We start from the raw sequence: 21,651 nt of genomic DNA, 5'->3' as shown, positions 1-21,651 counted from the left end.
TATTACGGGATCTGGTGCAAAGCGCCTGAGAGGTTTTACAATATCCGCTTCCCGCACATGGGAGCGGATATTTTTTCTAGTTTTAATTTCATAAGTGAAACTTTTTTATAAAAAACTCACGAAGCAGATTGACATATTATCGCTGGCGTGATATTTTAGCGTTGACAAACCCTGTGTTCTGCCCCAACAGGACACCAGAGCAGGCCGCACACGCGCGGCCAGGAAAGGTTGATCTTTATGAAAAATACATTCAAACGCTCCGGCGCAGCGCTGATCTCGCTGGTGCTGCTGTTGGTGCTGGCTGTCAGCGCCGGTGCCGCCAGCAGCCAGAATGTCGGTGTGAAATTCTGGAAGGAACGCTCCGATAAGGAATCCATGGCCAACAGCGGCATCGATCCCGACCGCACCGCCACCCTCACCCGGCAGGCCAACGGCACTTACACCCTGACCCTGCCGGTCATGCAGGTATCCAAGCTGGGTGTCACCGGCTATCTGTCCGGCCTGACCATCGGCGATGTGACCTACGACGGCACCCTGACCGGTGATTTCAACAAGGCCACGGCGGTGCTCACCATCAAGAACCTGCCAGCCTCGGTGCTCACCGGCAGCGATGTGAACAAATCGGTCCTTGTGACCTGCAACATTCAGATGGACCTGCAGGTCCTGGGCGAGATCAACACCAGCGCCCGGATGTGTATCTGGAACCAGAAGTAAATGGCAAGCAAAAAGGCAGAGCCCGCGGGCCCTGCCTTTTTGTTTGCCCTCACAGATCCATCCTGCGCTCCACGAGATCCGTGACCATGGTGTCCAGCTGGCTCATGGCGCGTTCCGCGCCCTTGGCCAGCTTGCGTGCGGTGCGCTTGACCTGCCGCTGGTTCTGTGCCATTGCCATGGTGCCCACGGCCCCCAGGGCCGCGCCTGCCGCCATGCCCAGCAGAACACTGCCGGAGGAAGGCTGACGATTTGTGTTTTTCATGTGGCTCTCTCCTTTCCACTGTGTGATTTTTTGCCGCTGTGGCTAGTATTTCCTGTAAAGAATCCGGTATGCGCTTTTTTTGTCCCGCAAAATGTGGTATACTGTATCATACGCTGAGAAACTGGGCCCTGTGCGGCCCGTGGATGGCGCAAAGGAGGATCCTTTTTGTTGAAACCGACTGAACCGAAAAAAATTCTCTGCATTCACGACCTCTCCGGCATGGGCCGGTGCAGCCTGGCGGTCATCCTGCCGGTGCTGTCCGTTATGGGCTGCCAGCCTGTGGCCCTGCCCACTGTGGTGCTCTCCACCCACACGGGTGGTCTGGGCACACCGGCACGGCTGGACGGTGCCGCCTACGGGCTGGCCGCTCTGGAGCACTACCGGGAGCTGGGTGTGGAGTTTGACTGTATCTACACCGGCTACTTAGGCGGCGAGGAGCAGGTGGCGCTGGCCGAAAAGGCGTTCGATCTCTGGCCCGCTGCCCGCAAGGTGGTGGACCCTGTGATGGGGGACAACGGCAAAGCCTACTCCACAGTGACCCCGGCTCTCATCGACCGGATGCGCGGGCTCTGCCGCCAGGCAGACCTGATCCTGCCCAACGCCACCGAGGCCGCCCTGCTGCTGGAGCGGGAGCCCCAGACCGACGCATTCGATGACGCTTCCGCTCAGGCGCTGGCCGACGAGCTGCTGACGCTGGCCCCCAGCGCGGTGGTCACCGGCCTCGCACTGGGCAAGTACATCGGCTGCGCAGGCTCCGGCCGCGAGCGCTTCGTCATCAAAAAGCTGCACATCAGCCGCAGCTTCCCGGGCACGGGTGACCTGTACGGTGCCGTGCTCATTGGCTCGCTGATCCAGGGCAACGCCCTGAGCGCCGCTGCCGACAACGCCGCCGAGTTCGTCTCGCTGGCCATTCAGCAGACCCCCGCCGATCAGGACACCCGGTATGGTGTCTGGTTCGAGCCCCTGCTGCCCCGGCTCTGCCCGGTGAGCTGGAATGACTGAGGAGGCCTCCATGAGCGAAAAACCGACCCTGAACATTGTTCTGGTAGAGCCGCGTATCCCCCAGAACACCGGCAACGTGGCCCGCACCTGTGCCTGCACGGCCTGCCGCCTGCATCTGGTGGGGCCCATGGGCTTTGCCATCGATGACAAAAAGCTCAAGCATGCCGGGCTGGACTACTGGCACTACCTCGACATCAATTACTATGATGGGCTGGAGGATTTCTTTGCCCGGAACAAAGGCCCGTTCTACTACTTTACCACCAAAGCGCCCCAGCGCTACACCGACATCCAGTACCCGGACGGGGCCTACCTTGTGTTCGGGCGGGAGGATGCCGGCCTGCCTGAGGCATTGCTGGCGGCCAATCAGGAGCACTGCATCCGGATGCCCATGCGGGATACCTGCCGCAGCCTGAACCTGTCCAACAGTGTAGCTGTGGGTGTGTACGAGGTCCTGCGCCAGTGGGATTTCCCGGAGCTGCTGGACCATGGCCGCCTGCGAGAATACGAATGGAAATGAGGGACATTATGAGCAAGATCGCGATCCTGACCGATTCCTCCTGCGATATTCCGCAGGAGCTGGCCGAGAAGTACGGCATTGATATTATGAGCTTTCACATCCTGCTGGATGATGTAGACTATATCGAGCGTGAGAGCTGCACCAATGAGGAGTTCTACGAAAAGATGCGCGCCGCCAAGGGCATTCCCTCCACGGCTGCCATCACCCCCATCCAGTTCTGCGAAAAGTACTGCCAGTATGTGGACGAGGGCTACACCGATGTGATCCATGTACCCATCAACCGCAGCGGCTCCTCCACCTACAACAACGCTGTGATGGCCCAGGGGATGCTGCGGGAAGAGCGCCCGGAGCACCACCTGCGGATCCATCTGCTGGACCCGCACACCTACTCCATGCCCTTTGGCTGGTATGTCTGCGAGATGGCGCGCAAGCTGCAGAACGGCGCGGAGATCAGCCACGTCATTCAGGAGTTCGAGACCCAGATGGACAAGATGGAGATCGTTCTCGGACCTTACAGCCTGAAGCAGATGAAGAAGAGCGGCCGCATCTCTGCCGCCGCCGCTGTCATGGGCGAGCTGATGGGCATCCGCCCCATCATCACCCTGATCGACGGAAAGACCAAGGTGGAGGCCAAGGTGCGCGGCGATGACAAGGTCGTGCCCGCCATGGTGGAGCTGGCCAAAAAGCGCAGCGAGGGTGTGGAGGACTTTGATTATATGATCGGCCACACCAACATCCCCCAGAAGGATGATCTGATCAAGGCCTGCCGCAAGGCGTTCGGCAAAGACCCGCTCATCACCTTCCCGTTGGGCGGCGTTGTTTCCGCCAACACCGGCCCCGACACCATTGCTCTGGTCTACGTTGGCCACGCACGCTGAGTTTTTTCTGAGAACTGCCCGCCGCGGCAGTTCTTTTTTGTTTGCAGGCCGTTGCATTTTGCGGCAATTTATGCTATACTCCCTTTTGCTGCGTTTTTTCGCGGCAACCTGAAAGAGCAACTTAGGATTTTAGGCTCCCCGGCGTGTCTCGAACCGTGCCGGGCCAAACCCATAGGGCTGGCGGTCCCTGTGCGGTCAAAATTCATCCGCCGGAGTATTGTTATGAATCAGAATTTTACTGTCCGCAAACTGGCCCGCTGCGCTGTGGTCGCAGCTCTCTATGTGGTGCTCTGCATGGCGCTGCAGCCGTTCTCCTACGGTGCGGTGCAGGTGCGTGTTGCCGAGGCCCTCTGCCTGCTGCCCGTGTTCGGTGCCGAGTACATCGTGGGCGTGGTGCTGGGCTGCTTCCTGGCAAACCTGCTGGGCTCCACCATCGTGGATGTTATCTTTGGCACTCTGGCCACCCTGCTGGCCTGTATTGTGACTTACAAACTGCGGAACGTCCGCTTCAAGGGTCTGGCCATCGTGCCTTCCCTGCCGCCCGTGCTCTTCAATGCGGTCATCATCGGCATTGAGATCGCCGTCATGTTCCCCGATCCCTCTTCCTCCGCTCCGCTGTGGCTGGCCTGCATCACCAACGGCATCTCCGTCGGCATCGGTGAGCTCATCAGCTGCACCGTGCTGGGCGTGCTGCTGGTGAAGATCGTGGAGACCAACACCTCCCTGCGCAAAGTGTTCCTGGAAGCCTGATCGAGCAGGCAGACAAGACAGATTCATAAGGCAAAGGCTTTTCCGTTGCTCGGCCTTTTTGCCCATAATATAGAAAGACCTCCTCTGGCCGTTTTCCAGAGGAGGTCTTTGTTTTTATCCGATCACTTGTGCTCCTGCAGCCAGCGCAGGGCCATATAGGCATAGGCCGCGCTGCCCTCAAAGAGGACACTGTCATCAAACTTCACCTTGGGATGATGCTGGCCGTAGGTGTAGCCCTCGTTGGCGTTGCCCGCCGTCAGGAACATGCTCACGGTGGGCACCTCATGGCTGACGAACGCGAAATCCTCGCTGCCGCCGCCGGGCTTGCCGCCGGTCATCGGGGTCATATCCATTGCACCCTTACCCAGCAGCTCACCCATATAGGTCAGGGCGTTGCCGGCAAGCTCCTTGTCCACCACCATGCAGGGGCAGTAATCACTGAAGGTGATCTCGGCGGTGCAGCGGTAAGCCGTGGCCACCCCCTGCACGATCTCGGTCATCCGCTTGTGCAGCAGCTCCGTCACCGCGCCCTCGGGGTCGGTGGTGCGGATGGTGCCCCACATCTCCGCGCTGTCCGGGATGACATTGGAGGCCGCGCCTGCCTGGAAGCGGCCGGTGGTGAACACGCCAAAGCTGTGGGCATCCAGCTCACGGCTGTTGATCTCCTGCAGGGCAATGTGGATGTGTGCCGCCGCCGTGATGGGGTCGATGCACTTTTCCGGCATGGAACCGTGGCCGCCCTTGCCGTGGACGATGATGTGATACTGCTCACAGCTTGCCATGGTGATGCCGCCACAGGCAGGCACCAGTACCACACCGGCGGGAATGGGCATTCCGCCCAGCACATGGAACATGACTGCCGCATCCACGCTGGGGTTTTCCAGCAGGCCGTTGGCGATCATATCGGGGGAGCCCTGGAAGATCTCCTCGGCGGGCTGGAACTCCAGCTTGACGGTGCCCTCGATCTCATCCTCGTGCTCCTTGAGCAGCTGGGCAGCACCCAGCATCATTGCCGTGTGCATATCGTGGCCGCAGCCGTGCATCTTGCCCGACACCTCGGAAGCGTAATCCACGCCGGATTCCTCCTGAATGGGCAGGGCATCCATATCGCCCCGCAGCAGGATGGTCTTGCCGGGCTTTTTGCCGCCTGCCAGCGCAATGACACCGGCCTTGCCGCAGTCCTTGGGCTCGTAGCCCATCTCGGTCAGGGCCTTTTTCACCAGTGCCTTGGTCTGGGTCAGATCAAAGCCCACCTCCGGGTGACGGTGCAGGGTGCGCCGCCACTCCACCAGCTGGGGTTCCAGCGCCTGGGCACGGCCCAGCAGTTCTTTTGCAGTCAACATATCAGTCAGCTCCCGTTCTGTTTGATTTTCAGCCTGCATGGACAGCCTGTTCAATGGAATTTTCCACCAGACTGTTCAGACTCATATTGTGGGCCATTGCAAAAATGACCGCCTGCTTGTGCAATTCCGGGGAAATGCGGACATTGAAGCTCCCCTTATAGGCACGTTCCGGTTCGTTGTGGTTTTCCTCGCACAATGCCAGATAATCATCCACTGCACCGTGGAAATCATTTACCAGCTCTGCAGCGGTGCTGCCCTCATAAGAGATCAGAGCCCGGATCCCCATGACCTTGCCATAAAACAGGCCATCTTCCTCCGAGAACTCCACACTGCCAACATAGCCCTTGTACTCCATCGTGTTATTCACAGAAGTCCCTCCTGTTCCAGAATTTGAATCAATTGCTTGACCTGATATTCCAGCAGTTCTTTTCGGGGATGGGGTTTATGCATCAAGATCGGTGGATACTGTTCCGATACGAACACAATGCGGGAACCGCTGGTACGGCCCTTGTTGGAGCGCTCATACCCAAAATATCGCAGCAGGCTTTCGGCATCATCAAAGGTAAAAGTCTTTGGCTTGGCTTTCAGCCGCTCGATCAGCTTTTCTTTCTGCCCCATATCCTCATCCTACTTCCAGTATAGCACGTTTTTCTTTATTTGCAACTATTTTTAGTTACAACCTCAATTTTCCCCACCGTTGCTCCCTTCGGGGTGATACTGGGCGCAGGTGCACTTTTTCCACTTGAGGCCGCTGCCGCAGGGGCAGGGGTCATTGCGGCCGATCTTGATGACCCGGACAGGCTGGCCCTTGGGGGCACCCTTGACACCGGGCGCACCGTTGCCGGGCACAAAGCCCTCGCCGGTGGGCTTGGCCACCTGCTCCCGTTTGGGGGCTGCACCGGCCTGCCGCACCTCGATGGTCAGCAGCATCTTGATGCTGGACTCCCGGATGGAATCCACCATCTGGTCGAACATGTCAAAGCCCTCGATGCGGTACTCCACCACGGGGTCCTTCTGGCCGTAGCCGCGCAGGGAAATGCCCTGCCGCAGCTGGTCCATGTTGTCGATGTGATCCATCCACATCCGGTCCACGCACTTGAGCAGGCAGATGCGCTCCAGCTCACGCATGACCGGTGCGCCGTACCGCACTTCCTTGGCCTGCAGGATCTGCATTCCGCGGTCGTAGAGCAGATCGGCGATGCCCTTCTGGGAGAGGCTGTCGTAATCGGCCACAGTGTAGTGGAAGTCGGCATCGGTGGTCAGCCAGCCCTGATAGTGGCGGCGCAGGGCACCAAAGTCCCACTCGTCCTTCACATCTCCGGCCAGGAACTGCTTGCAGCTGGAATCGATGTTCTCCCGCAGCATGTTGTGCATCTCGGTGCTGATATCCTCACCGTCCAGCACCTTGCGGCGCTGGCCATAGATGATCTCGCGCTGCTGGTTCATCACGTCGTCGTACTTCAGCACGTTCTTACGGATCTCAAAGTTGCGGCCCTCCAGCTTTTTCTGGGCGCTCTCCAGCGTATTGGTGATCATCCGGTTCTCAATGGGGGTATCCTCGTCCAGCTTGAGGGTATCCATCAGGTTGGAAACGCGGTCACCGCCGAACAGGCGCATCAGGTCATCTTCCAGGCTCAGGTAGAAGCGGGACGCGCCGGGGTCGCCCTGACGGCCTGCACGGCCGCGCAGCTGGTTATCAATGCGGCGGCTCTCGTGCCGCTCCGTACCGATGATGAACAGACCACCGGCCTTGCGCACTTCCTCTGCCTCGGCGCTGATGGCCGGCTTGTACTGGGCATACAGCTCCTCAAACCGTTTCCGCACCGCCAGGATCTTTTCATCGTTGGTGTCGCCGTGGCCGTCGGCCTCAGTCAGCAGGAGCTCCACCGCATTCGGGTCGGCATCCTGCGGCTTTTCGGGGTCGAGCAGGTTCTCACAGAAGTGTTCCCTGCGCATCTGGGCCTTGGCCATGAACTCGGCGTTGCCGCCCAGCATGATATCAGTACCACGGCCTGCCATGTTGGTTGCAATGGTGATGGCACCCTTTTTGCCGGCCTGCGCCACGATCTCAGCCTCGCGCTCGTGGTTCTTGGCGTTCAGAACATTGAAATCGCGGGTGTACTTCTGCAGCATTTTGGCCAGCGTCTCGCTCTTTTCCACGCTGACGGTACCCACCAGAACCGGCTGGCCGTTCTTGTGGCATTCCAGCACCTGCTCGATGACAGCCTTGTACTTGCCGTTGACGGTCTTGTAGACCGCGTCCGGGTAATCCTTGCGGATGTTGGGGCGGTTGGTGGGCACAGTGACGATGTTCAGGCCGTAGATCTCGGTGAACTCGGTGGCTTCCGTCTTGGCGGTACCGGTCATACCGGACAGCTTCTTGTACATGCGGAAGTAGTTCTGGAAGGTGATGGTCGCCAGCGTCTTGCTCTCGGCGGCGATCTTCACACCCTCCTTGGCCTCAATGGCCTGATGCAGGCCCTCGTTGTAGCGGCGGCCGATCATCAGGCGGCCGGTAAACTCGTCCACAATGATGACCTCACCATTCTTCACGACATAGTCGATATCCTTCTGCATCACGCCGTAAGCCTTGATGGCCTGATCGATGTGGTGGGCCAGGGTCATGTTCTCTGCGGCGGCCAGGTTCTCGACCTTGAAGTATTCCTCGGCCTTCTGGATGCCCTTTGCGGTCAGGGTGCAGGTCTTGTGCTTTTCGTCCACGACATAATCGCCGTCGGTCTGCTCATCGGCCTCCACCTTATCTTCCAGCTCGACCACCACGCTTTTGTGCAGGGTGCGGACGAAGCGGTCCACCTGGGTGTACAGGCTGGAGGAATCCTCGCCCTTGCCGGAGATGATCAGAGGGGTGCGGGCCTCATCGATCAGGATGGAGTCCACCTCATCGACAATGGCAAAGGCGTGGCCGCGCTGCACCATGTTGTCCTTATAGGTCACCATGTTGTCGCGCAGGTAGTCGAAGCCGTACTCATTGTTGGTGCCGTAAGTGATATCGGCGTTGTAGGCACGGCGGCGGGCATCGCCATCGATGCCCTGCACGATCAGGCCGACATTCAGGCCCAGCCAGCGGTAGAGCTTGCCCATCCACTCGCTGTCGCGCTTGGCCAGGTAATCGTTGACGGTGACGATGTGCACGCCCTCGCCGGTCAGGGCGTTCAGGTAGGCGGGCAGGGTGGCCACCAGGGTCTTGCCTTCACCGGTCTGCATCTCGGCAATGGAGCCGCGGTGCAGGGCAATGCCGCCCATGATCTGCACAGGGAAGTGCTTCATGCCCAGCACACGCCAGGCAGCTTCGCGGCAGACAGCAAAGGCATCGGGCAGGATATCATCCAGCGTCTCGCCGTTTGCCAGCCGCTCTTTCAGGGCCGGGGTCTGCGCCTGCAGCTCGGCATCGGACATCGGCTGATACTTTGTTTCCAGTGCCAGCACCTTTTTGGTAATGGGATTGATCTTTTTCAGCTCCCGGTCAGAGAAGCTGCCAAAGAGTTTTTCAGCAAGGGACATTGTTACACCTCATCTATCAAAAATCGGGGCGGCAGGCCGCCCAACAGCGGAAAAACCACATACTGTTTATATGATACACCAAAGCTGAAAACCCGTCAAACCCGATGGATAGATTTTATCCGTTTTTTGGGTGAACTTTCTGTTAATTTAGAAAAAAAGACCCTCTCCGGCATTGCGCAGCAATGACGGAGAAGGTCGGTCCTATACCAATGTCGCCCCCGGGCGGGGAATGTGCTCCGTCAGCAGGGTGTGCAGCTGTTCCGGCAGAGCGTAGAAATTGCCGTTGGTATATTCCCACGCCCCGACCGCAGCGAGAGCCGCCAGCAGAGCCAGCACCAGCAGCGTCATGCACACCCGGCGCAGGGGATGCCGCCTGGGCTGGGGGCCGGGCAGAACATCCTTCTTTGCAGCCCTGCGGGCAGGCAGGAAGCCTGTCCCTTCAGCCTGAGGCTTGTTTGCCGCCGTGCGCCGGATGATATCCAGCAGCCAGAGGGCAGGGTTCTCCCCCGCCGGGACGGTGCGCAGAAAGCAGCCCTTCCTGCAGCTGAGCACCAGCACACAGTCACTTTCCCGCTCGGCACAGGCGGCGGAGAGATCTGCCCCCACCACGCGGCGGGCAGCCTGAGCCCGGGCCAGCGCCTGCCGGAGCGGGTCGGTACAGTCTTTGGGCAGGCGGGCACGGGCACGCTTTTCGATCAGCGGGCCGGTCTTGGGGTTGGCATAGCTCACCGCACCAAAATCAAAGACCTTCTCGGCCCCGGGCAGGTTCTCGAGCCGGGCTTCCAGCAGGGCACCGGCGGCAGCATCCGCGCAGATGAGCAGCTTATCGTGCCGTTCCAGCGCCTCCACCACGGCGGCAGGCAGAGTGGTCTCCCCTGCCCCGTACAGGTCTGCCGAAAACGCCTGCCGCAGGGCCTGCGCAGCCTTTTTCAGCCCGGAAGGGCTCTGCGCCTGCAGGGCCACCAGCGTTTCCGCGCCCCGGCTCTTCCACTGGGCTGCGGCCCGCCACTGGGGCGGAAAGTTTTCCACCGTTTTGCCCACCGCTGTGGACTGCGCACCGAACAACCGCAGCACACACCCGGTCTCCTGTTGCTGTGTCAACCTGCATTCCCCCTGCCTTTTAGTGGCCCAGGAACACCTCGTTCAGCTTGTCCAGCGCTTCGGCGCTGTGCTGTGCGTTCCGGGCAAGGGGCTCTGTGCCTGCAGGAACTTTTCCCTGTGCCAGCCGCAGGGCCAGCTCCAGGGCGGCCTGCGCGGCACGGGCACGCACCAATGCACGGTCGGGCCGGGAGACGGACAGCTTTTTCACATACACCGTCTCGCCCCGGGCCGCGCCCAGATACACCGTGCCCACCGGGCGGAGGGCATCTCCACCGGTCGGTCCGGCCACGCCGGTCACGCTGATGCCGATCTCAGCACCGGCGGCCTGCGCGGCCCCCAGCGCCATCTGGGCGGCCACGGGGGCCGACACCACATTGTACTTTGCAATGACATCCGGTTCCACGCCCACCAGCCTTGCCTTGGCGGCCTCCCAATAGGTCACAAAGCCGTAGCCGAACACTTCACTGGAGCCCGGCACCGAGGTGATGCGCTGTGCGATCAGCCCGCCGGTGCAGCTCTCGGCGGTGGAGAGGGTGAGCCCCTTTTCCTTTAAGGTGCGCACCAGTGTCTCCTCCAGCCCGGCCACATCCTCATCATACACCGCATCGCCCAGCAGATCATAGAACTTTTTGGCATATTCCCGGCACATTTTTTCGCCTTCCGCATCGGAAGCAGCCCGGGCGGTGATGCGGATCTCGCACTCACCGGTCTTACAGTAGATGGCAGCAGTCGGGTTGGCGTTTTCCAGCAGATCACGCACCTGATATTCCAGGCTGCTCTCGCCGCCCAGCACCCGCAGGGTGACAGAGTGCAGGGTGCAGTTCTGACGCTTCATCAGCAGGGGGCGGACGCTCTCGTTCCACATGGCCTTCATCTCGCTGGGCACGCCCGGCATCAGGACAGCACAGCGGCCCTCCTGCTCAAACCATGCACCGGGGGCAGTACCGTGGTGGTTGATGATCTTATGCCCCTTTACGGGCACCATGGCCTGCTTGCGGTTGTTGGGGGTGGTCACCCGGCCGGAGCGGGCAAAATAACCGATAATCTTCTCCCACTCGCTCTCGTCAAAGACCAGCGTATCGCCATAGCAGGCGGCAACGGTCTCCTTGGTCAGGTCGTCTGCCGTGGGGCCCAGACCGCCGGTGAACACCAGCAGGTCACAGCGGCTTTTTGCTTCGTTGACAAAGTCCGCCAGCCGCCCCTGATTGTCGCCGATGGTGCTCTCCCGCTGGACCGTAATGCCCAGCTCAGCAAGCTCCCGGCTCAGGTACTGGGCATTGGTGTTGAGGATGTTGCCGAGCAGCAGCTCGGTGCCCACACTGATGATCTCCGCTGTCATGCCGCTCACCCCTCAAACTCGATCTCGTCCGTAATGCGGATGCGGATCCGCTCGGTGTTCTCAGCAGCTTCGGCCTCCAGCTCTGCCAAACCGGGCATGGCGGCTTCTGCCTCCAGGATCTCCGCCAGCTCGGGGCGGATCTTCGGGTGCGGCGGGGTGAAGATGGTGCAGCAGTCCTCATAGGGCAGGATGCTGGTCTCGTAGGTGCCAATGTGGCGGGAGGTCTCGATGATCTCGGTCTTGTCCATGCCGATCAGCGGGCGCAGGATGGGCAGATCCTGGGCGGCATCGGTGCACTGCAGGGCCTTGACGGTCTGGCTTGCCACCTGAGCCAGACTCTCGCCGGTGATGAGGGCCTCGCAGCCCTGTCTGGTGGCAATACGATTGGCAATGCGCATCATGCTGCGGCGCATCAGCACCGTGAACAGCACATCGGGGGCGTTGTCCCGGATATACTCCTGCGGCTTGGTGTAGGGCACCACAAACAGGTTGGAGCTGCCGGTATAGGGGGTGATCTTCTGGGCCAGAGCTTTAACTTTCAGTTTTGCGCGCTCAGAAGTATACGGAGGGGACGCAAAATGGATGTGATCCAGGGCCAAACCGCGCTTTGCCATCCGGTAGGCAGCCACCGGGCTGTCGATGCCGCCGGAGAGCATATTCAGGGCACGGCCGGAGGTACCCACAGGCAGGCCGCCCTCTCCGGGTATTTTCGGGCCATGAATATACGCGCCGTAATCCCGAATTTCCACAATGACCTTGAACTGGGGGTTCTTCACATCCACCCGCAGGTAGTTGTGCAGCCCCAGCAGGTAAGCGCCCAGCTCCCGCATCAACTCAGGGCTGGTCATGGGGTAGGTCTTATCCGAACGGCGGGCCTCCACCTTGAAGGTCTTGATGCCGTGCAGGCTGTCGCCCAGATACTCCTCCGCAGTCCGGCAGATGGTATCAAAGTCCTTTTCGCAGACCACGGCACGGCTCAGCGCCGCCAGACCAAACACGGTGCGCACCCGGTCAAAGGCCAGATCCATGTCCACGTCTTCTTCCTCGGGCTCCATATAAAAGGTAGACTGGGTGCAGTACACCTTGAACTTGCCCACGGTCTTGAGCCGGTAGCGCAGAATCTTCATCATAGCCGACTCAAACTGGTTGCGGTTCAGGCCCTTCAGGGACATCTCGCCCTGATAGCCCATAATAATTTCACGCATAGAGTTCTCCTTAATTATAGCTGGCTCACCCTCTCCGTCAGCGCTGACGCGCTGCCACCTCCCCCAAAGTGGGAGGCCTTGGCATTCCACGCAAAGTTTCCGGTTTTGTCAAGAGCTCCCCCTTTGGGGGAGCTGGACGCGGAGCGGCCTGAGAGGGTGAGGATGCTTTCCTTTTTTACTTTTTGATTCTCTGCAAATGCTTCATTCCGTCCTCGAAGGCGTTGAGGAACGCATCCACATCCTCGGGGGTGTTGTCCGCACAGAAGGACACGCGGATGGCCGTATCAATGGCCAGCGGGTCCCTGCCCATGGCGGCAAGGGTGTGGCTGGGCTGGCCCCGGCCGCAGGCACTGGCCGAGGAGACATAGACCTGCTGCTGCGCCAGATGGGCCAGCATGGTCTCGCTCTTGATGCAGTTCTCGCTGAAGTTCAGCACCTCGGGCACCGCATTGTCCGGGCTGTTGATGACCACCTCCGGAAAGGTTTTCAGCCCTTCCCGCAGGCGCAGGTTCAGGGCGCGCACAGCAGCATCCCGGCTCTTCATGGTCTTGTTCAGGCGGGTGGCCGCGGCAGCAAGGCCCAGCGCATAGGGCATGTTCTCGGTGCCGGGACGCTTCTCCCGCTCCTGCTCACCGCCCAGATAGGGAGCCTGGAACGCCTGATACAGGCTGTCGCTCAGGTAGAGCGCACCAATACCCTTGGGTGCGTGGATCTTGTGGCCGCTGACAGCCAGCGTGTCGATGTTCGCCAACTTGATGGGCACCCGCATCCAGGCCTGCACGGCATCCACATGGACGATGGTGCGGCTGTTGCGGCGCTTGACCTCTGCGGCCAGACGCTCCACATCGTTCCGGGTGCCGACCTCGTTGTTGACCATCATGCAGGCCACAAGGATGGTGTTTTTGTCCACATGGTCCAGCATCCGGTCGATGTCCAGCGTGCCGTCCGGGCCGGGGTCCACCACGGTCACATCATACCCCATGGCGGCCAGACGCTCCAGCGGCTTCTGCACGCTGGGGTGCTCAAAGCCGGACACCACGATGCCCTTGCCGAACCTGCGGGTCAGGGCCGCGCCCAGCAGGGCCATGTTGTTGCTCTCGCTGCCGCAGGAGGTAAAATAGAGCTCCCGGCTCTTGCAGCCCAGGGTGCGGGCCACGGCGGCGCGGGCGGCGTTCAGTGCTTCCTCGCTCCGGGCACCGGGGGCATACAGGCTGGACGGGTTGGCCCAGTGCTCCCGCATGGCCTTGTTGATGACATCCGCCACTTCCGGGGCCACGATGGTGGTGGCGGCGTTGTCCAGATAATGCAATTCAGGGTTTTGCAGCATAAATTTTGATTCCTGCTTTCTCAGTTACGCCAGCGGCACCCGCCGCCGACAGGATTTCATACTAAACCATGATGATTATACCACAAAGCATCTGCCGCCGTAAAGTAGCACGGCCCACTTGCACGGCCCCGCCGGGTGCTGTATAATGAGGGTAACGAACACAAAGAAAGCCGGGTGTTTTTATGGCCGATTATCAGGAATACCGCCGCCGCATCCTGCGCAAGCGCTGGCGCAGGACTTTTGCCGTTGCCGGGCTGCTGGTGCTGCTCATCCTGCTCAGCGCCGTAGGCCTGCTGTGGAAGCACCTCCACCGGGAGCAGAGCCCTGCCGCCGTGCAGGGCCCGACCATCTTCCAGCAGGAGCTGCAGAGCAGCGAGTGGAACACCATCAGCTACACGCCCGCGCGGCGGCTGACCGTGCAGACCACCTCTGCAGGGTCCACCGCCATGGATTTCCGGCTGGCCGCGCTGGACCGCACCACCGCCGTGGACCGCAGTTATTTTGCCAACGTCTGTTTTCTGGGCGACAGCCTGACGCAGGGGATGCAGATCTATTCCAGCGGCCTGCCGGAGGCCTCTTTCTGCGCCTACCGGGGCGCAAACCCCAGCGTTGTGGTCAATGGCACCACCTGCAAGCGCTCCGATGGCGGCACCGAGGTCCCCATGGAGGTGCTGACAGCCCGGCAGCCCCCGGTGCTGTATATCCTGCTGGGCACCAACGTGCTCAACCGGGACGGAGATTATTCCAGCTTTCTCACCTACTACCGGCTCATGCTGGATATGATCTCCCAGGCCCTGCCCAACACGCAGATCTACGTGCAGTCCATCACGCCTGTCCGGCCCGAGGTGCGCAGCAGCCATCCCGGCCTGTACAAAGAGCGGCTGTGCGAGATCAACAATGAGCTGGCTGCCATTGCGCTGGAAAAGAACTGCGCTTTTCTGAACCTGTGGGAAGCCCTTGCCGACGACAACGGTGACCTGAAAGCCGAATACGCCCAACCCGACGGCATCCACATCAAGCCCGAGGGCTACCCCGCCTGGGTGGAATATCTCGCCACCCACACCGTGGGCCAACAGACGGCTTAAGCTGAATACTCACATAGAAAAACCGCCCTTCCGGTATCAAACTGGAAGGGCGGTTTTGTCATACAAACAGGAACGGGGAACGGCATCTAAACCGTTCCCCATCGATTGGTATTTGGCAGGCGTGGCGTTCTCCTGCATCTCTCAGAGCCTAAGCCCTTGTCGTTACCATCGGCGTGTGGCTGCCACGAAATTGACCACCTCAAATACCTTTCTTATCCTATGTTTAGGATACCACATTTATCCCTTTTTGTAAAGTATCTCACTCTGACGCAAAAGACGACGGAAGCGTTTCTGGCTGATGCTCCACATCGTGATAATAGAGTTTTTGTATTCTTCCGGATCACTGGAAACTTTCAGCCTCAGAATAATTTCTGCATAACATCTTATAGTTGATTTGTATATAGAAAAGGGAGAGTGGCCTAACACAGGGATTTCATAGAATGGTATTTTGATCTGCCAAACAATAAAACTAAAACTTTTCATTGTTTGACCAGGCCAAGGCAATCAAGTAAGATTTCCGTTATATCTTTTGTTGCTATCGCCGGTTTGTCACTCATAATTTCCCAAACAGGGTCATTGCTACATTCTCCAGAAAAATATTTTCGGGCGCATTCTACTACACCCTTTATATTTTTTGTGTTCAACATAACATCAAAAGCTTCATCGAAAAGAAGCATATCATATTTTGTAGGTTTCTCTTCTTCAAGGTCAACCTCAAAAAGTCGAATTTGTGCTCTCTCTTCTTCCGATTTCTGAGCCCAGCCAGCTTCATATAACACTTTATAATATTCAATATTGTCGAAATAGTAGCTGCAATTTAAACGGCTTGGAAGAAAAGAAAATTCGGTTTCTCTTACAAATTCAAAGATTCCTTCAACACACCATTTTACATATTCACGCCATTCATCACCTTGCAATTTCATCGACGCAATCGTTGTTTCGAGACACTGTTCAGATTGTTCTAATGTGCTGATAACCTCTCTACAACGAATTTCATTTCTCTTGTATCCAGCTTTTAATTTATCCCCAACTTGTAGTGTCTGACTCATGTGGTAAGCTTTCATCTTTTTCTCCACCGCTTCCGATTTGTTGAGCTAAAAAGTCCCATACCCAGCAACTTAACGGTGCGGACATGGGACTTCATATTTTTTCAATCAGAACAGCCCTGTGATCTTGCCCTCGGCATCCACGTCGATATTGACGGCGGCGGGCTTCTTGGGCAGGCCGGGCATGGTCATAATGTTGCCGCAGATGACCACCACGAAACCGGCACCGGCGGCAAGGCGGACTTCCCGCACCTCCATGGTAAAGCCGGTGGGCGCACCCGTCAGCTTGGCGTTATCGCTGAAACTGTACTGGGTCTTGGCGATGCAGACCGGCAGGTCGCCGTAGCCCAGTTCGGTCAGTTCGGCCAGCGTCTTGGAAGCGGCGGCGCTGAAATTCACACCATCGGCACGGTAGATCTTTTTGGCGATGGCTTCCACCTTCTGCTTCAGGGGCATCTCCAGCGGGTAGACGTACTGGATGGGACGATCCTCCATGACCTCCAGCACCTTCTCGGCCAGAGCCTTGCCGCCCTCGCCGCCCTTGGCGAACACCTCGCTCAGGACGCAGGGCACGCCCTGCTCGGCGCAGACCTGCTCAACGTATGCCTGCTCCTCCGGGGTGTCGGTGGGGAAGGCATTGATGGCCACCACCACAGGCAGGCCAAAGCCGTTCTTCAGGTTGTCGATGTGGCGCACAAGGTTGGAGGCACCGGCCTTGACAGCCTCGAGATTCGGCTGGTTCAGGTCAGCCTTGGCAACGCCGCCGTGGCTCTTGAGGGCACGGACGGTGGCCACCAGCACGCAGGCGCTGGGGGCGATGCCGGCATAGCGGCACTTGATATCCAGGAACTTCTCGGCACCCAGATCTGCACCGAAGCCTGCCTCCGTGATGACGTAATCGGCCAGCGAGAGGCTGAGCTTGGTGGCCATGACGCTGTTGCAGCCGTGGGCAATGTTGGCAAAGGGGCCGCCGTGGATGATAGCGGGGTTGTTTTCCAGCGTCTGAACGAGGTTCGGGTCAAGGGCATCCTTAAGCAGCGCGGTCATGGCACCGGCGGCACCGATGTCGCCAGCCGTGACGGGCTTGCCCTCGTAGGTGTAGGCGCAGACGATCTTCGACAGCCGCTCCTTCAGGTCGGAGATGCTGGTGGCCAGGCAGAAGATCGCCATGACCTCGCTGGCAACGGTGATATCAAAGCCGTCCTCACGGGGGGTACCGTTGACCTTGCCGCCCAGACCATCCACGATGAAGCGGAGCTGGCGGTCGTTCATATCCATGCAGCGCTTCCAGGTGATGCGGCGGGGATCGATGTTCAGGGGGTTGCCCTGTTGGATGCTGTTGTCGATCATGGCAGCCAGCAGGTTGTTTGCGGTGCCGATGGCATGCAGGTCACCGGTAAAGTGGAGATTGATATCCTCCATGGGCACCACCTGGGCATAGCCGCCGCCGGCCGCGCCGCCCTTAACACCGAACACGGGGCCAAGGCTGGGCTCACGCAGGCAGAGCATGGTCTTTTTGCCCAGAGCGTTCATGGCATCGGCCAGGCCCACGCTGGTGGTGGTTTTGCCCTCGCCTGCCGGGGTGGGGCTGATGGCCGTGACCAGGACCATCTTGCCCTGCCTGGATGCCTTGTGGATGAGGCGGTGGTTGATCTTGGCCTTGTAGCGGCCATAGGGGATCACGTCCTCATCGGCAAGCCCCAGCGAGGCAGCGATCTCGGTGATGGGCTTCATTTTGGCTTCCTGTGCGATCTCGATATCAGACTTCATGCTCAAATCCTCCCTGAAATGCAAAAAGGACAGCTTTGCGCACCAATAGCGCAAGGCTGCCCAGACGGTCGGCGTAACAAAACCCGGTTCTGTCTGCACTGTGGTGCTCCACAACGTTCCGTCAGCAGGCAAACCCGTTCTTCTGGGTCAAAGATATCACATCTGCCCGTGGTTTGTCAAGCAGAAACTGTCCGCAAAGAAAAATCTGCCTGTACGGCCCCTGCGGCTTGCATCCATCCTGCCAGATGTGTTATACTAAAGTGTATCAAACGATAGGGAGGCTTTCACGATGCCATTTACACCGAAACTGACTTATAAAGGCAAGCCCCTCGTCCGTAAGGACAACGAGCTGTATTACGGCCGTATGACCGACCCCTATGTGCTGCGGATGCAGATCCTGAGCACCAAATCCGTGGGCGGCATGGACGTGGCCGATAAGGTACACATTCAGGTCTTCTCCACCAACGACAGCCTGGCCCCTGAGGCCCGCGTGTTCCGCCAGACCACCAAGAATGGCCTGTACAACGCACTGGACATTGGCAGCATCTGGCTGCAGAAGGCAAACGAGACCCGCTGAACGGCATAAAAAAGGACCGTCTCCCGCTGAGGAGACGGTCCTTTTTGTTGTGCTTTACTCTTCGGTCACTTCAAAGTCCAGGGGCTTGCCGCAGCCGGGGCACTTGGGTGCGCCATCCAGCAGGTCGTCCTCCTCAAACACAGTGGTCTGACCACAGGCGGGGCAGGTCACCTCGTACTTCACGGGGCCTTCTTCCTGCTCCTCGTCCTCATCCTCCAGCGCGACCTCAAAGGTCACGCCGCAGTGGGCGCAGTTTGCTTCGCCCGCGTCCAGGTCGTCCTCGCTGACGTAAACGGTCTCGCCGCAGTTGGGGCAGGCCACCTCATAGAACGGCTCACTGGCGATATCATCGTCATTGTCGTCCTCTTCGGTATCCTCTTCCTCTTCTTCGGGCTCCTCGTCATCCTCATCGTCCTCATAGAGGTCGGCTTCCAGATCCTCCAGCTCCTCGCTCAGGTCGTTGATCTGGTCGTAGGCGCGGGTCACATCTTCATCGATGCCGTCCACAGCCTCTGCCAGTTCGCCCAGCAGTTCGCTCATGGCCTTGATGACCTTGCCCTCTTTGGTGGTCTCGTCGATGCCCAGGCCCTCGATCAGGCCCCGCAGGTATGCAGCCTTTTCCTTCATAAGAATGACCTCCTATCTTAATCAAAAAACCGGGCACACGGTTGCCCGCTGCCCGGTCTGTCGGTAAATTAGACGCGCTCCATATACTCGCCGGTGCGGGTATCGATGCGGATGTGGTCGCCCTCGTTGATGAACAGAGGAACGCGGATCTCAGCACCGGTCTCGACAGTAGCGGGCTTCAGGGTGTTGGTGGCGGTGTTGCCCTTGACACCCGGCTCGGTCTGGGTGACTTCCAGCTCGATGAAGTTGGGGATCTCGACGCTGAAGACCTTGCCCTTATAGCTCAGCAGCTTGCACGGCTCGTTCTCCTTGCAGAACTTGAAGTTATCGGGCACATCGGAAGCGTTGACGGGGATATCGTCGTAGGTCTCGTTGTCCATGAAGTGGTACAGATCGCCATCCTCATAGCTGTAAGTCACGTCCTTGCGCTCGATGAAAGCCTGAGGGAACTTTGCGGTCGGGTTGTAGCTGGTCTCAACCACAGAGCCGGTGATCACGTTCTTGGTCTTGGTGCGGACAAAGGCAGCGCCCTTGCCGGGCTTCACGTGCTGGAACTCAACGACCTGAAGAACCTGGCCGTCCTGCTCAAAGGTCACGCCGTTGCGAAACTCGCCTGCAGAAATCATAGGAATTCCTCCATTAGTAAAATCTCATTGATGCTTAATGCATATCTCTATTTATTTTACTCAATCCTGCATGGTTTGGCAAGGGGTTTGAGCAAAAAAGACGATAAAATCAGAAAAAAGTTCATCCACAATACATTCTCTGCATCGTCTGTGCATCCTCTGCCTGCGTACCGGCGCTCTCACAGATGATGACTGGCGCAAGCCCGCGCTCGGCCAGCAGCTCCATCAGGGGCTGGGGTTCGGGGCCGAACTGGGTCTCGGCAAAGGTCCAGTGCCGCTTTTCACCGCCCTTGGAATACTCGATGCGGGAAAAATGGACATGGAACTGCCGGGCACGCGCATCCCCCAGCGCCTCCCCGATGCGGTCAAGGATAGCGGCATAATCCGCCTTGGACCGAATGCCGCCCAGCGTCCGGGCGTTGAGGTGGCCGAAGTCGATGCAGGGGGTGATGCGTCTGTCCACCCCGCAGAGAGCCAACACCTCTTCCAGCGTACCCAGCTGGCCGATCTTTCCCATCGTCTCAGGGCAGAGGGTGATCTCGGCAAAGCCCGCTTCATCCAGCGCGTCCTGCGCCCGTTTCAGGGTGTCCAGCGCTTTTTCCAGGGCAGCTTCCCGGCTCTGCCTGCCGCAGCTGCCGGAGTGGAAGATGACCCGCCTGCCGCCCAGCGCCCTGCAGAGCGCCGCGCTCTGGAGCAGATAGTTCACGCTGTTCAGCCGCTTTTCCTCGTCCAGGCTGGAGGCGCTGATATAGTAAGGCGCGTGGACGCTGAACAAAATCCCCCGGGCGGCGGCATCGTCAGCCATCTGCCGGGCCTTGTCCAGCCCCAGCCGGACTCCATGGCCGCACTGGTATTCAAAGGCATCCAGCCCCATTTTTTCGGTATAGGCCGGAATGTCCAGACTGTTCTTATACCCCATGGCCGTGAAGCTGTCGCTGGTGCCTGCGGTGCCGAACCGGATCTTCCACTCACTCACAGGGTCTTACCTCCCCGGTCGTAGTATTCCTGCCAGTGTTTTTTCTCCCACTTGCGCTTGAGCACCACCTGTGCCCCAAGATCCGGTCCGCGGGGGATGACCATCAGGCCCGGAATACCATAGAGCGCCGCCGCCATCCGGTCGGCATAGAGCTGGTCGCCCACCATGGCCATTTCCCTGCGCTTCACCTGCATCCGGCGGCGGGCCACCCCCAGCGCAAAGGGCAGGGGCTTGGCGCTGCGGTAGAGGTAGGCAAGGCCCAGCTTTTCCGCAAAGGGGCGCACCCGCTTTTCGGCACCGTTGGAAACGATGGTCAGCTTTACGCCCGCCCTGCGCATGGCTTCCAGCCACCCGGCCACTTCTTCCGGCAGCTCCTGACTGCGGTCGGCGGTCAGGGTGTTGTCGATATCCAGCACCAGCGCCCGGATGCCCTTTTGGGCCAGCCACTCCGGCGTGATGTGGGTCACATCCTTAAAAACATATTCGGGGGTAATGAGCATAGTTTTGACCTCATTGAGATTTTGGTAAGAGCGCAAGACCAGCATTTTTTCTCAGAAGGTAAACTCCACCGGTATGCCAAAGGCTCCCCTACTAGGGGAGCTGGCGAGCAGAGCGAGACTGAGAGGTTAAAATGAAAATAGGAGAGCCTGAGTTTCAGGCTCTCCTACATCGGCGTTAGCAACGCGTTTGAAATCTAAAGCAACGTGCGATTTCAAGCAGTTAATTACTTGAACTTGCGCTTGCGGGCTGCTTCGGACTTCTTCTTGCGCTTAACAGACGGCTTCTCGTAAGCCTCGCGCTTACGAACCTCTGCGAGCACACCGCTGCGAGCGGTGCTGCGCTTGAAGCGACGCAGTGCGCTTTCCAGCGACTCGCCCTCTTTAACACGAATTTCCGACATCTTATTCCCTCCCTTGGACCGTGAGGCAGGAATTTCGTTGTTACATGGTAACTAACAGTAGACAGTATAGCGCATTTTCATGC

The 21,651-nt window shown here is 59.1% G+C and carries 23 protein-coding genes and 2 riboswitches; of the genes, 7 read left to right on the top strand and 16 right to left on the bottom strand.

Translation table 11 applies throughout. The features are described from left to right. The first annotated feature begins 237 nt into the window (after window positions 1-237). Window positions 238-714 (top strand): hypothetical protein, encoded by a 477-nt coding sequence (locus tag J3352_RS05570; RefSeq protein ID WP_005932934.1) that lies wholly within the window; start codon window positions 238-240, stop codon window positions 712-714. A 49-nt stretch (window positions 715-763) separates the two neighbouring features. Here the strand turns inward: J3352_RS05570 and J3352_RS05565 are convergent, their stop codons facing one another. Further along, a complete protein-coding gene (locus J3352_RS05565; protein WP_005932932.1) occupies window positions 764-976 on the bottom strand; it encodes a hypothetical protein in 213 nt (70 codons plus the stop codon). A gap of 165 nt (window positions 977-1,141) precedes the next feature. Here J3352_RS05565 and J3352_RS05560 point away from each other — a divergent pair, with 165 nt between their 5' ends. The 4 genes from J3352_RS05560 to J3352_RS05545 all read left to right on the top strand — a co-directional run bounded on the left by J3352_RS05560 (window position 1,142) and on the right by J3352_RS05545 (window position 4,123). Beyond that, a complete protein-coding gene (locus J3352_RS05560; protein WP_242699891.1) occupies window positions 1,142-1,978 on the top strand; it encodes a bifunctional hydroxymethylpyrimidine kinase/phosphomethylpyrimidine kinase in 837 nt (278 codons plus the stop codon). A gap of 10 nt (window positions 1,979-1,988) precedes the next feature. Further along, window positions 1,989-2,495, top strand: a complete 507-nt coding sequence (locus J3352_RS05555) for a tRNA (cytidine(34)-2'-O)-methyltransferase (RefSeq protein WP_035394116.1) — start codon at window positions 1,989-1,991, stop codon at window positions 2,493-2,495. Continuing rightward, window positions 2,486-3,373 (top strand): DegV family protein, encoded by an 888-nt coding sequence (locus J3352_RS05550; RefSeq protein ID WP_097772649.1) that lies wholly within the window; start codon window positions 2,486-2,488, stop codon window positions 3,371-3,373. Before J3352_RS05555 ends, J3352_RS05550 begins: the two co-directional genes overlap by 10 nt. Window positions 3,374-3,487: 114 nt before the next feature. Next, a riboswitch (PreQ1-III riboswitch) is annotated at window positions 3,488-3,588 on the top strand. Window positions 3,589-3,595: 7 nt separating this feature from the next. Beyond that, window positions 3,596-4,123, top strand: coding sequence for a QueT transporter family protein (locus J3352_RS05545; RefSeq protein ID WP_097772650.1), 528 nt, complete (start codon window positions 3,596-3,598; stop codon window positions 4,121-4,123). 122 nt (window positions 4,124-4,245) lie between these two features. On the opposite strand, the gene J3352_RS05540 is transcribed toward J3352_RS05545, so the two are convergent. From J3352_RS05540 to J3352_RS05505, 8 genes are all read right to left on the bottom strand, one after another. Next, window positions 4,246-5,466 carry a M20 family metallopeptidase gene (locus tag J3352_RS05540; protein ID WP_097772723.1) on the bottom strand — a complete coding sequence of 407 codons (1,221 nt, stop codon included), beginning with the start codon at window positions 5,464-5,466 and terminating at the stop codon, window positions 4,246-4,248. A 28-nt stretch (window positions 5,467-5,494) separates the two neighbouring features. Further along, window positions 5,495-5,833, bottom strand: a complete 339-nt coding sequence (locus J3352_RS05535) for a type II toxin-antitoxin system HicB family antitoxin (RefSeq protein WP_097772651.1) — start codon at window positions 5,831-5,833, stop codon at window positions 5,495-5,497. Next, on the bottom strand, window positions 5,830-6,084 hold the full coding sequence (locus tag J3352_RS05530; protein ID WP_097770846.1) for a type II toxin-antitoxin system HicA family toxin: 255 nt from the start codon (window positions 6,082-6,084) through the stop codon (window positions 5,830-5,832). Before J3352_RS05530 ends, J3352_RS05535 begins: the two co-directional genes overlap by 4 nt. A 63-nt stretch (window positions 6,085-6,147) precedes the next feature. Next, window positions 6,148-8,988 (bottom strand): preprotein translocase subunit SecA, encoded by a 2,841-nt coding sequence (gene secA / locus J3352_RS05525; RefSeq protein WP_156066024.1) that lies wholly within the window; start codon window positions 8,986-8,988, stop codon window positions 6,148-6,150. A 201-nt stretch (window positions 8,989-9,189) separates the two neighbouring features. After that, a complete protein-coding gene (locus J3352_RS05520; RefSeq protein WP_156066026.1) occupies window positions 9,190-10,089 on the bottom strand; it encodes a CinA family protein in 900 nt (299 codons plus the stop codon). A 19-nt stretch (window positions 10,090-10,108) separates the two neighbouring features. Next, window positions 10,109-11,428, bottom strand: coding sequence for a competence/damage-inducible protein A (locus J3352_RS05515; protein ID WP_156066028.1), 1,320 nt, complete (start codon window positions 11,426-11,428; stop codon window positions 10,109-10,111). Window positions 11,429-11,433: 5 nt separating this feature from the next. Beyond that, window positions 11,434-12,633, bottom strand: a complete 1,200-nt coding sequence (gene thiI / locus J3352_RS05510; RefSeq protein ID WP_005932913.1) for a tRNA uracil 4-sulfurtransferase ThiI — start codon at window positions 12,631-12,633, stop codon at window positions 11,434-11,436. 175 nt (window positions 12,634-12,808) lie between these two features. Continuing rightward, on the bottom strand, window positions 12,809-13,960 hold the full coding sequence (locus J3352_RS05505; protein WP_156066032.1) for a cysteine desulfurase family protein: 1,152 nt from the start codon (window positions 13,958-13,960) through the stop codon (window positions 12,809-12,811). 182 nt (window positions 13,961-14,142) lie between these two features. Here J3352_RS05505 and J3352_RS05500 point away from each other — a divergent pair, with 182 nt between their 5' ends. Beyond that, entirely contained in the window at window positions 14,143-15,045 is a 903-nt protein-coding gene (locus J3352_RS05500; protein ID WP_005932911.1) for a GDSL-type esterase/lipase family protein, read from the top strand. A 479-nt stretch (window positions 15,046-15,524) separates the two neighbouring features. Here J3352_RS05500 and J3352_RS05495 read toward each other — a convergent pair whose 3' ends face one another. Together J3352_RS05495 and J3352_RS05490 are read right to left on the bottom strand one after the other, a co-directional pair. Beyond that, a complete protein-coding gene (locus tag J3352_RS05495; RefSeq protein WP_156066034.1) occupies window positions 15,525-16,109 on the bottom strand; it encodes a hypothetical protein in 585 nt (194 codons plus the stop codon). 90 nt (window positions 16,110-16,199) lie between these two features. Continuing rightward, window positions 16,200-17,861, bottom strand: coding sequence for a formate--tetrahydrofolate ligase (locus J3352_RS05490; protein WP_197036298.1), 1,662 nt, complete (start codon window positions 17,859-17,861; stop codon window positions 16,200-16,202). 51 nt (window positions 17,862-17,912) lie between these two features. Continuing rightward, a riboswitch (ZMP/ZTP riboswitch) is annotated at window positions 17,913-18,000 on the bottom strand. Window positions 18,001-18,150: 150 nt separating this feature from the next. Here J3352_RS05490 and J3352_RS05485 point away from each other — a divergent pair. Continuing rightward, window positions 18,151-18,438 (top strand): hypothetical protein, encoded by a 288-nt coding sequence (locus J3352_RS05485; protein WP_005932907.1) that lies wholly within the window; start codon window positions 18,151-18,153, stop codon window positions 18,436-18,438. 54 nt (window positions 18,439-18,492) lie between these two features. Here J3352_RS05485 and J3352_RS05480 read toward each other — a convergent pair whose 3' ends face one another. The 5 genes from J3352_RS05480 to rpsU all read right to left on the bottom strand — a co-directional run bounded on the left by J3352_RS05480 (window position 18,493) and on the right by rpsU (window position 21,568). Then, window positions 18,493-19,065, bottom strand: a complete 573-nt coding sequence (locus J3352_RS05480) for a CD1247 N-terminal domain-containing protein (RefSeq protein WP_197036488.1) — start codon at window positions 19,063-19,065, stop codon at window positions 18,493-18,495. A gap of 68 nt (window positions 19,066-19,133) precedes the next feature. Then, the gene (efp, locus tag J3352_RS05475) at window positions 19,134-19,691 is read right to left on the bottom strand and encodes an elongation factor P (RefSeq protein WP_005932902.1); all 558 of its coding nucleotides are present in this window, start codon (window positions 19,689-19,691) and stop codon (window positions 19,134-19,136) included. 121 nt (window positions 19,692-19,812) lie between these two features. Then, window positions 19,813-20,667, bottom strand: coding sequence for a TIM barrel protein (locus J3352_RS05470; protein ID WP_099357236.1), 855 nt, complete (start codon window positions 20,665-20,667; stop codon window positions 19,813-19,815). Next, window positions 20,664-21,167 (bottom strand): YqeG family HAD IIIA-type phosphatase, encoded by a 504-nt coding sequence (locus J3352_RS05465; protein WP_035394104.1) that lies wholly within the window; start codon window positions 21,165-21,167, stop codon window positions 20,664-20,666. The genes J3352_RS05470 and J3352_RS05465 overlap by 4 nt, the downstream gene beginning before the upstream one ends. Before the next feature lie 224 nt (window positions 21,168-21,391). Further along, the gene (gene rpsU, locus J3352_RS05460) at window positions 21,392-21,568 is read right to left on the bottom strand and encodes a 30S ribosomal protein S21 (RefSeq protein WP_005928271.1); all 177 of its coding nucleotides are present in this window, start codon (window positions 21,566-21,568) and stop codon (window positions 21,392-21,394) included. Window positions 21,569-21,651: the final 83 nt, after the last annotated feature.

Source organism: Faecalibacterium sp. Marseille-Q4164 (assembly GCF_017377545.1).
GTDB lineage: Bacteria > Bacillota > Clostridia > Oscillospirales > Ruminococcaceae > Faecalibacterium > Faecalibacterium duncaniae.
The sequence above is the reverse complement of the archived record's forward strand: the minus strand, read 5'-3'. Positions and strand labels throughout refer to the sequence as shown.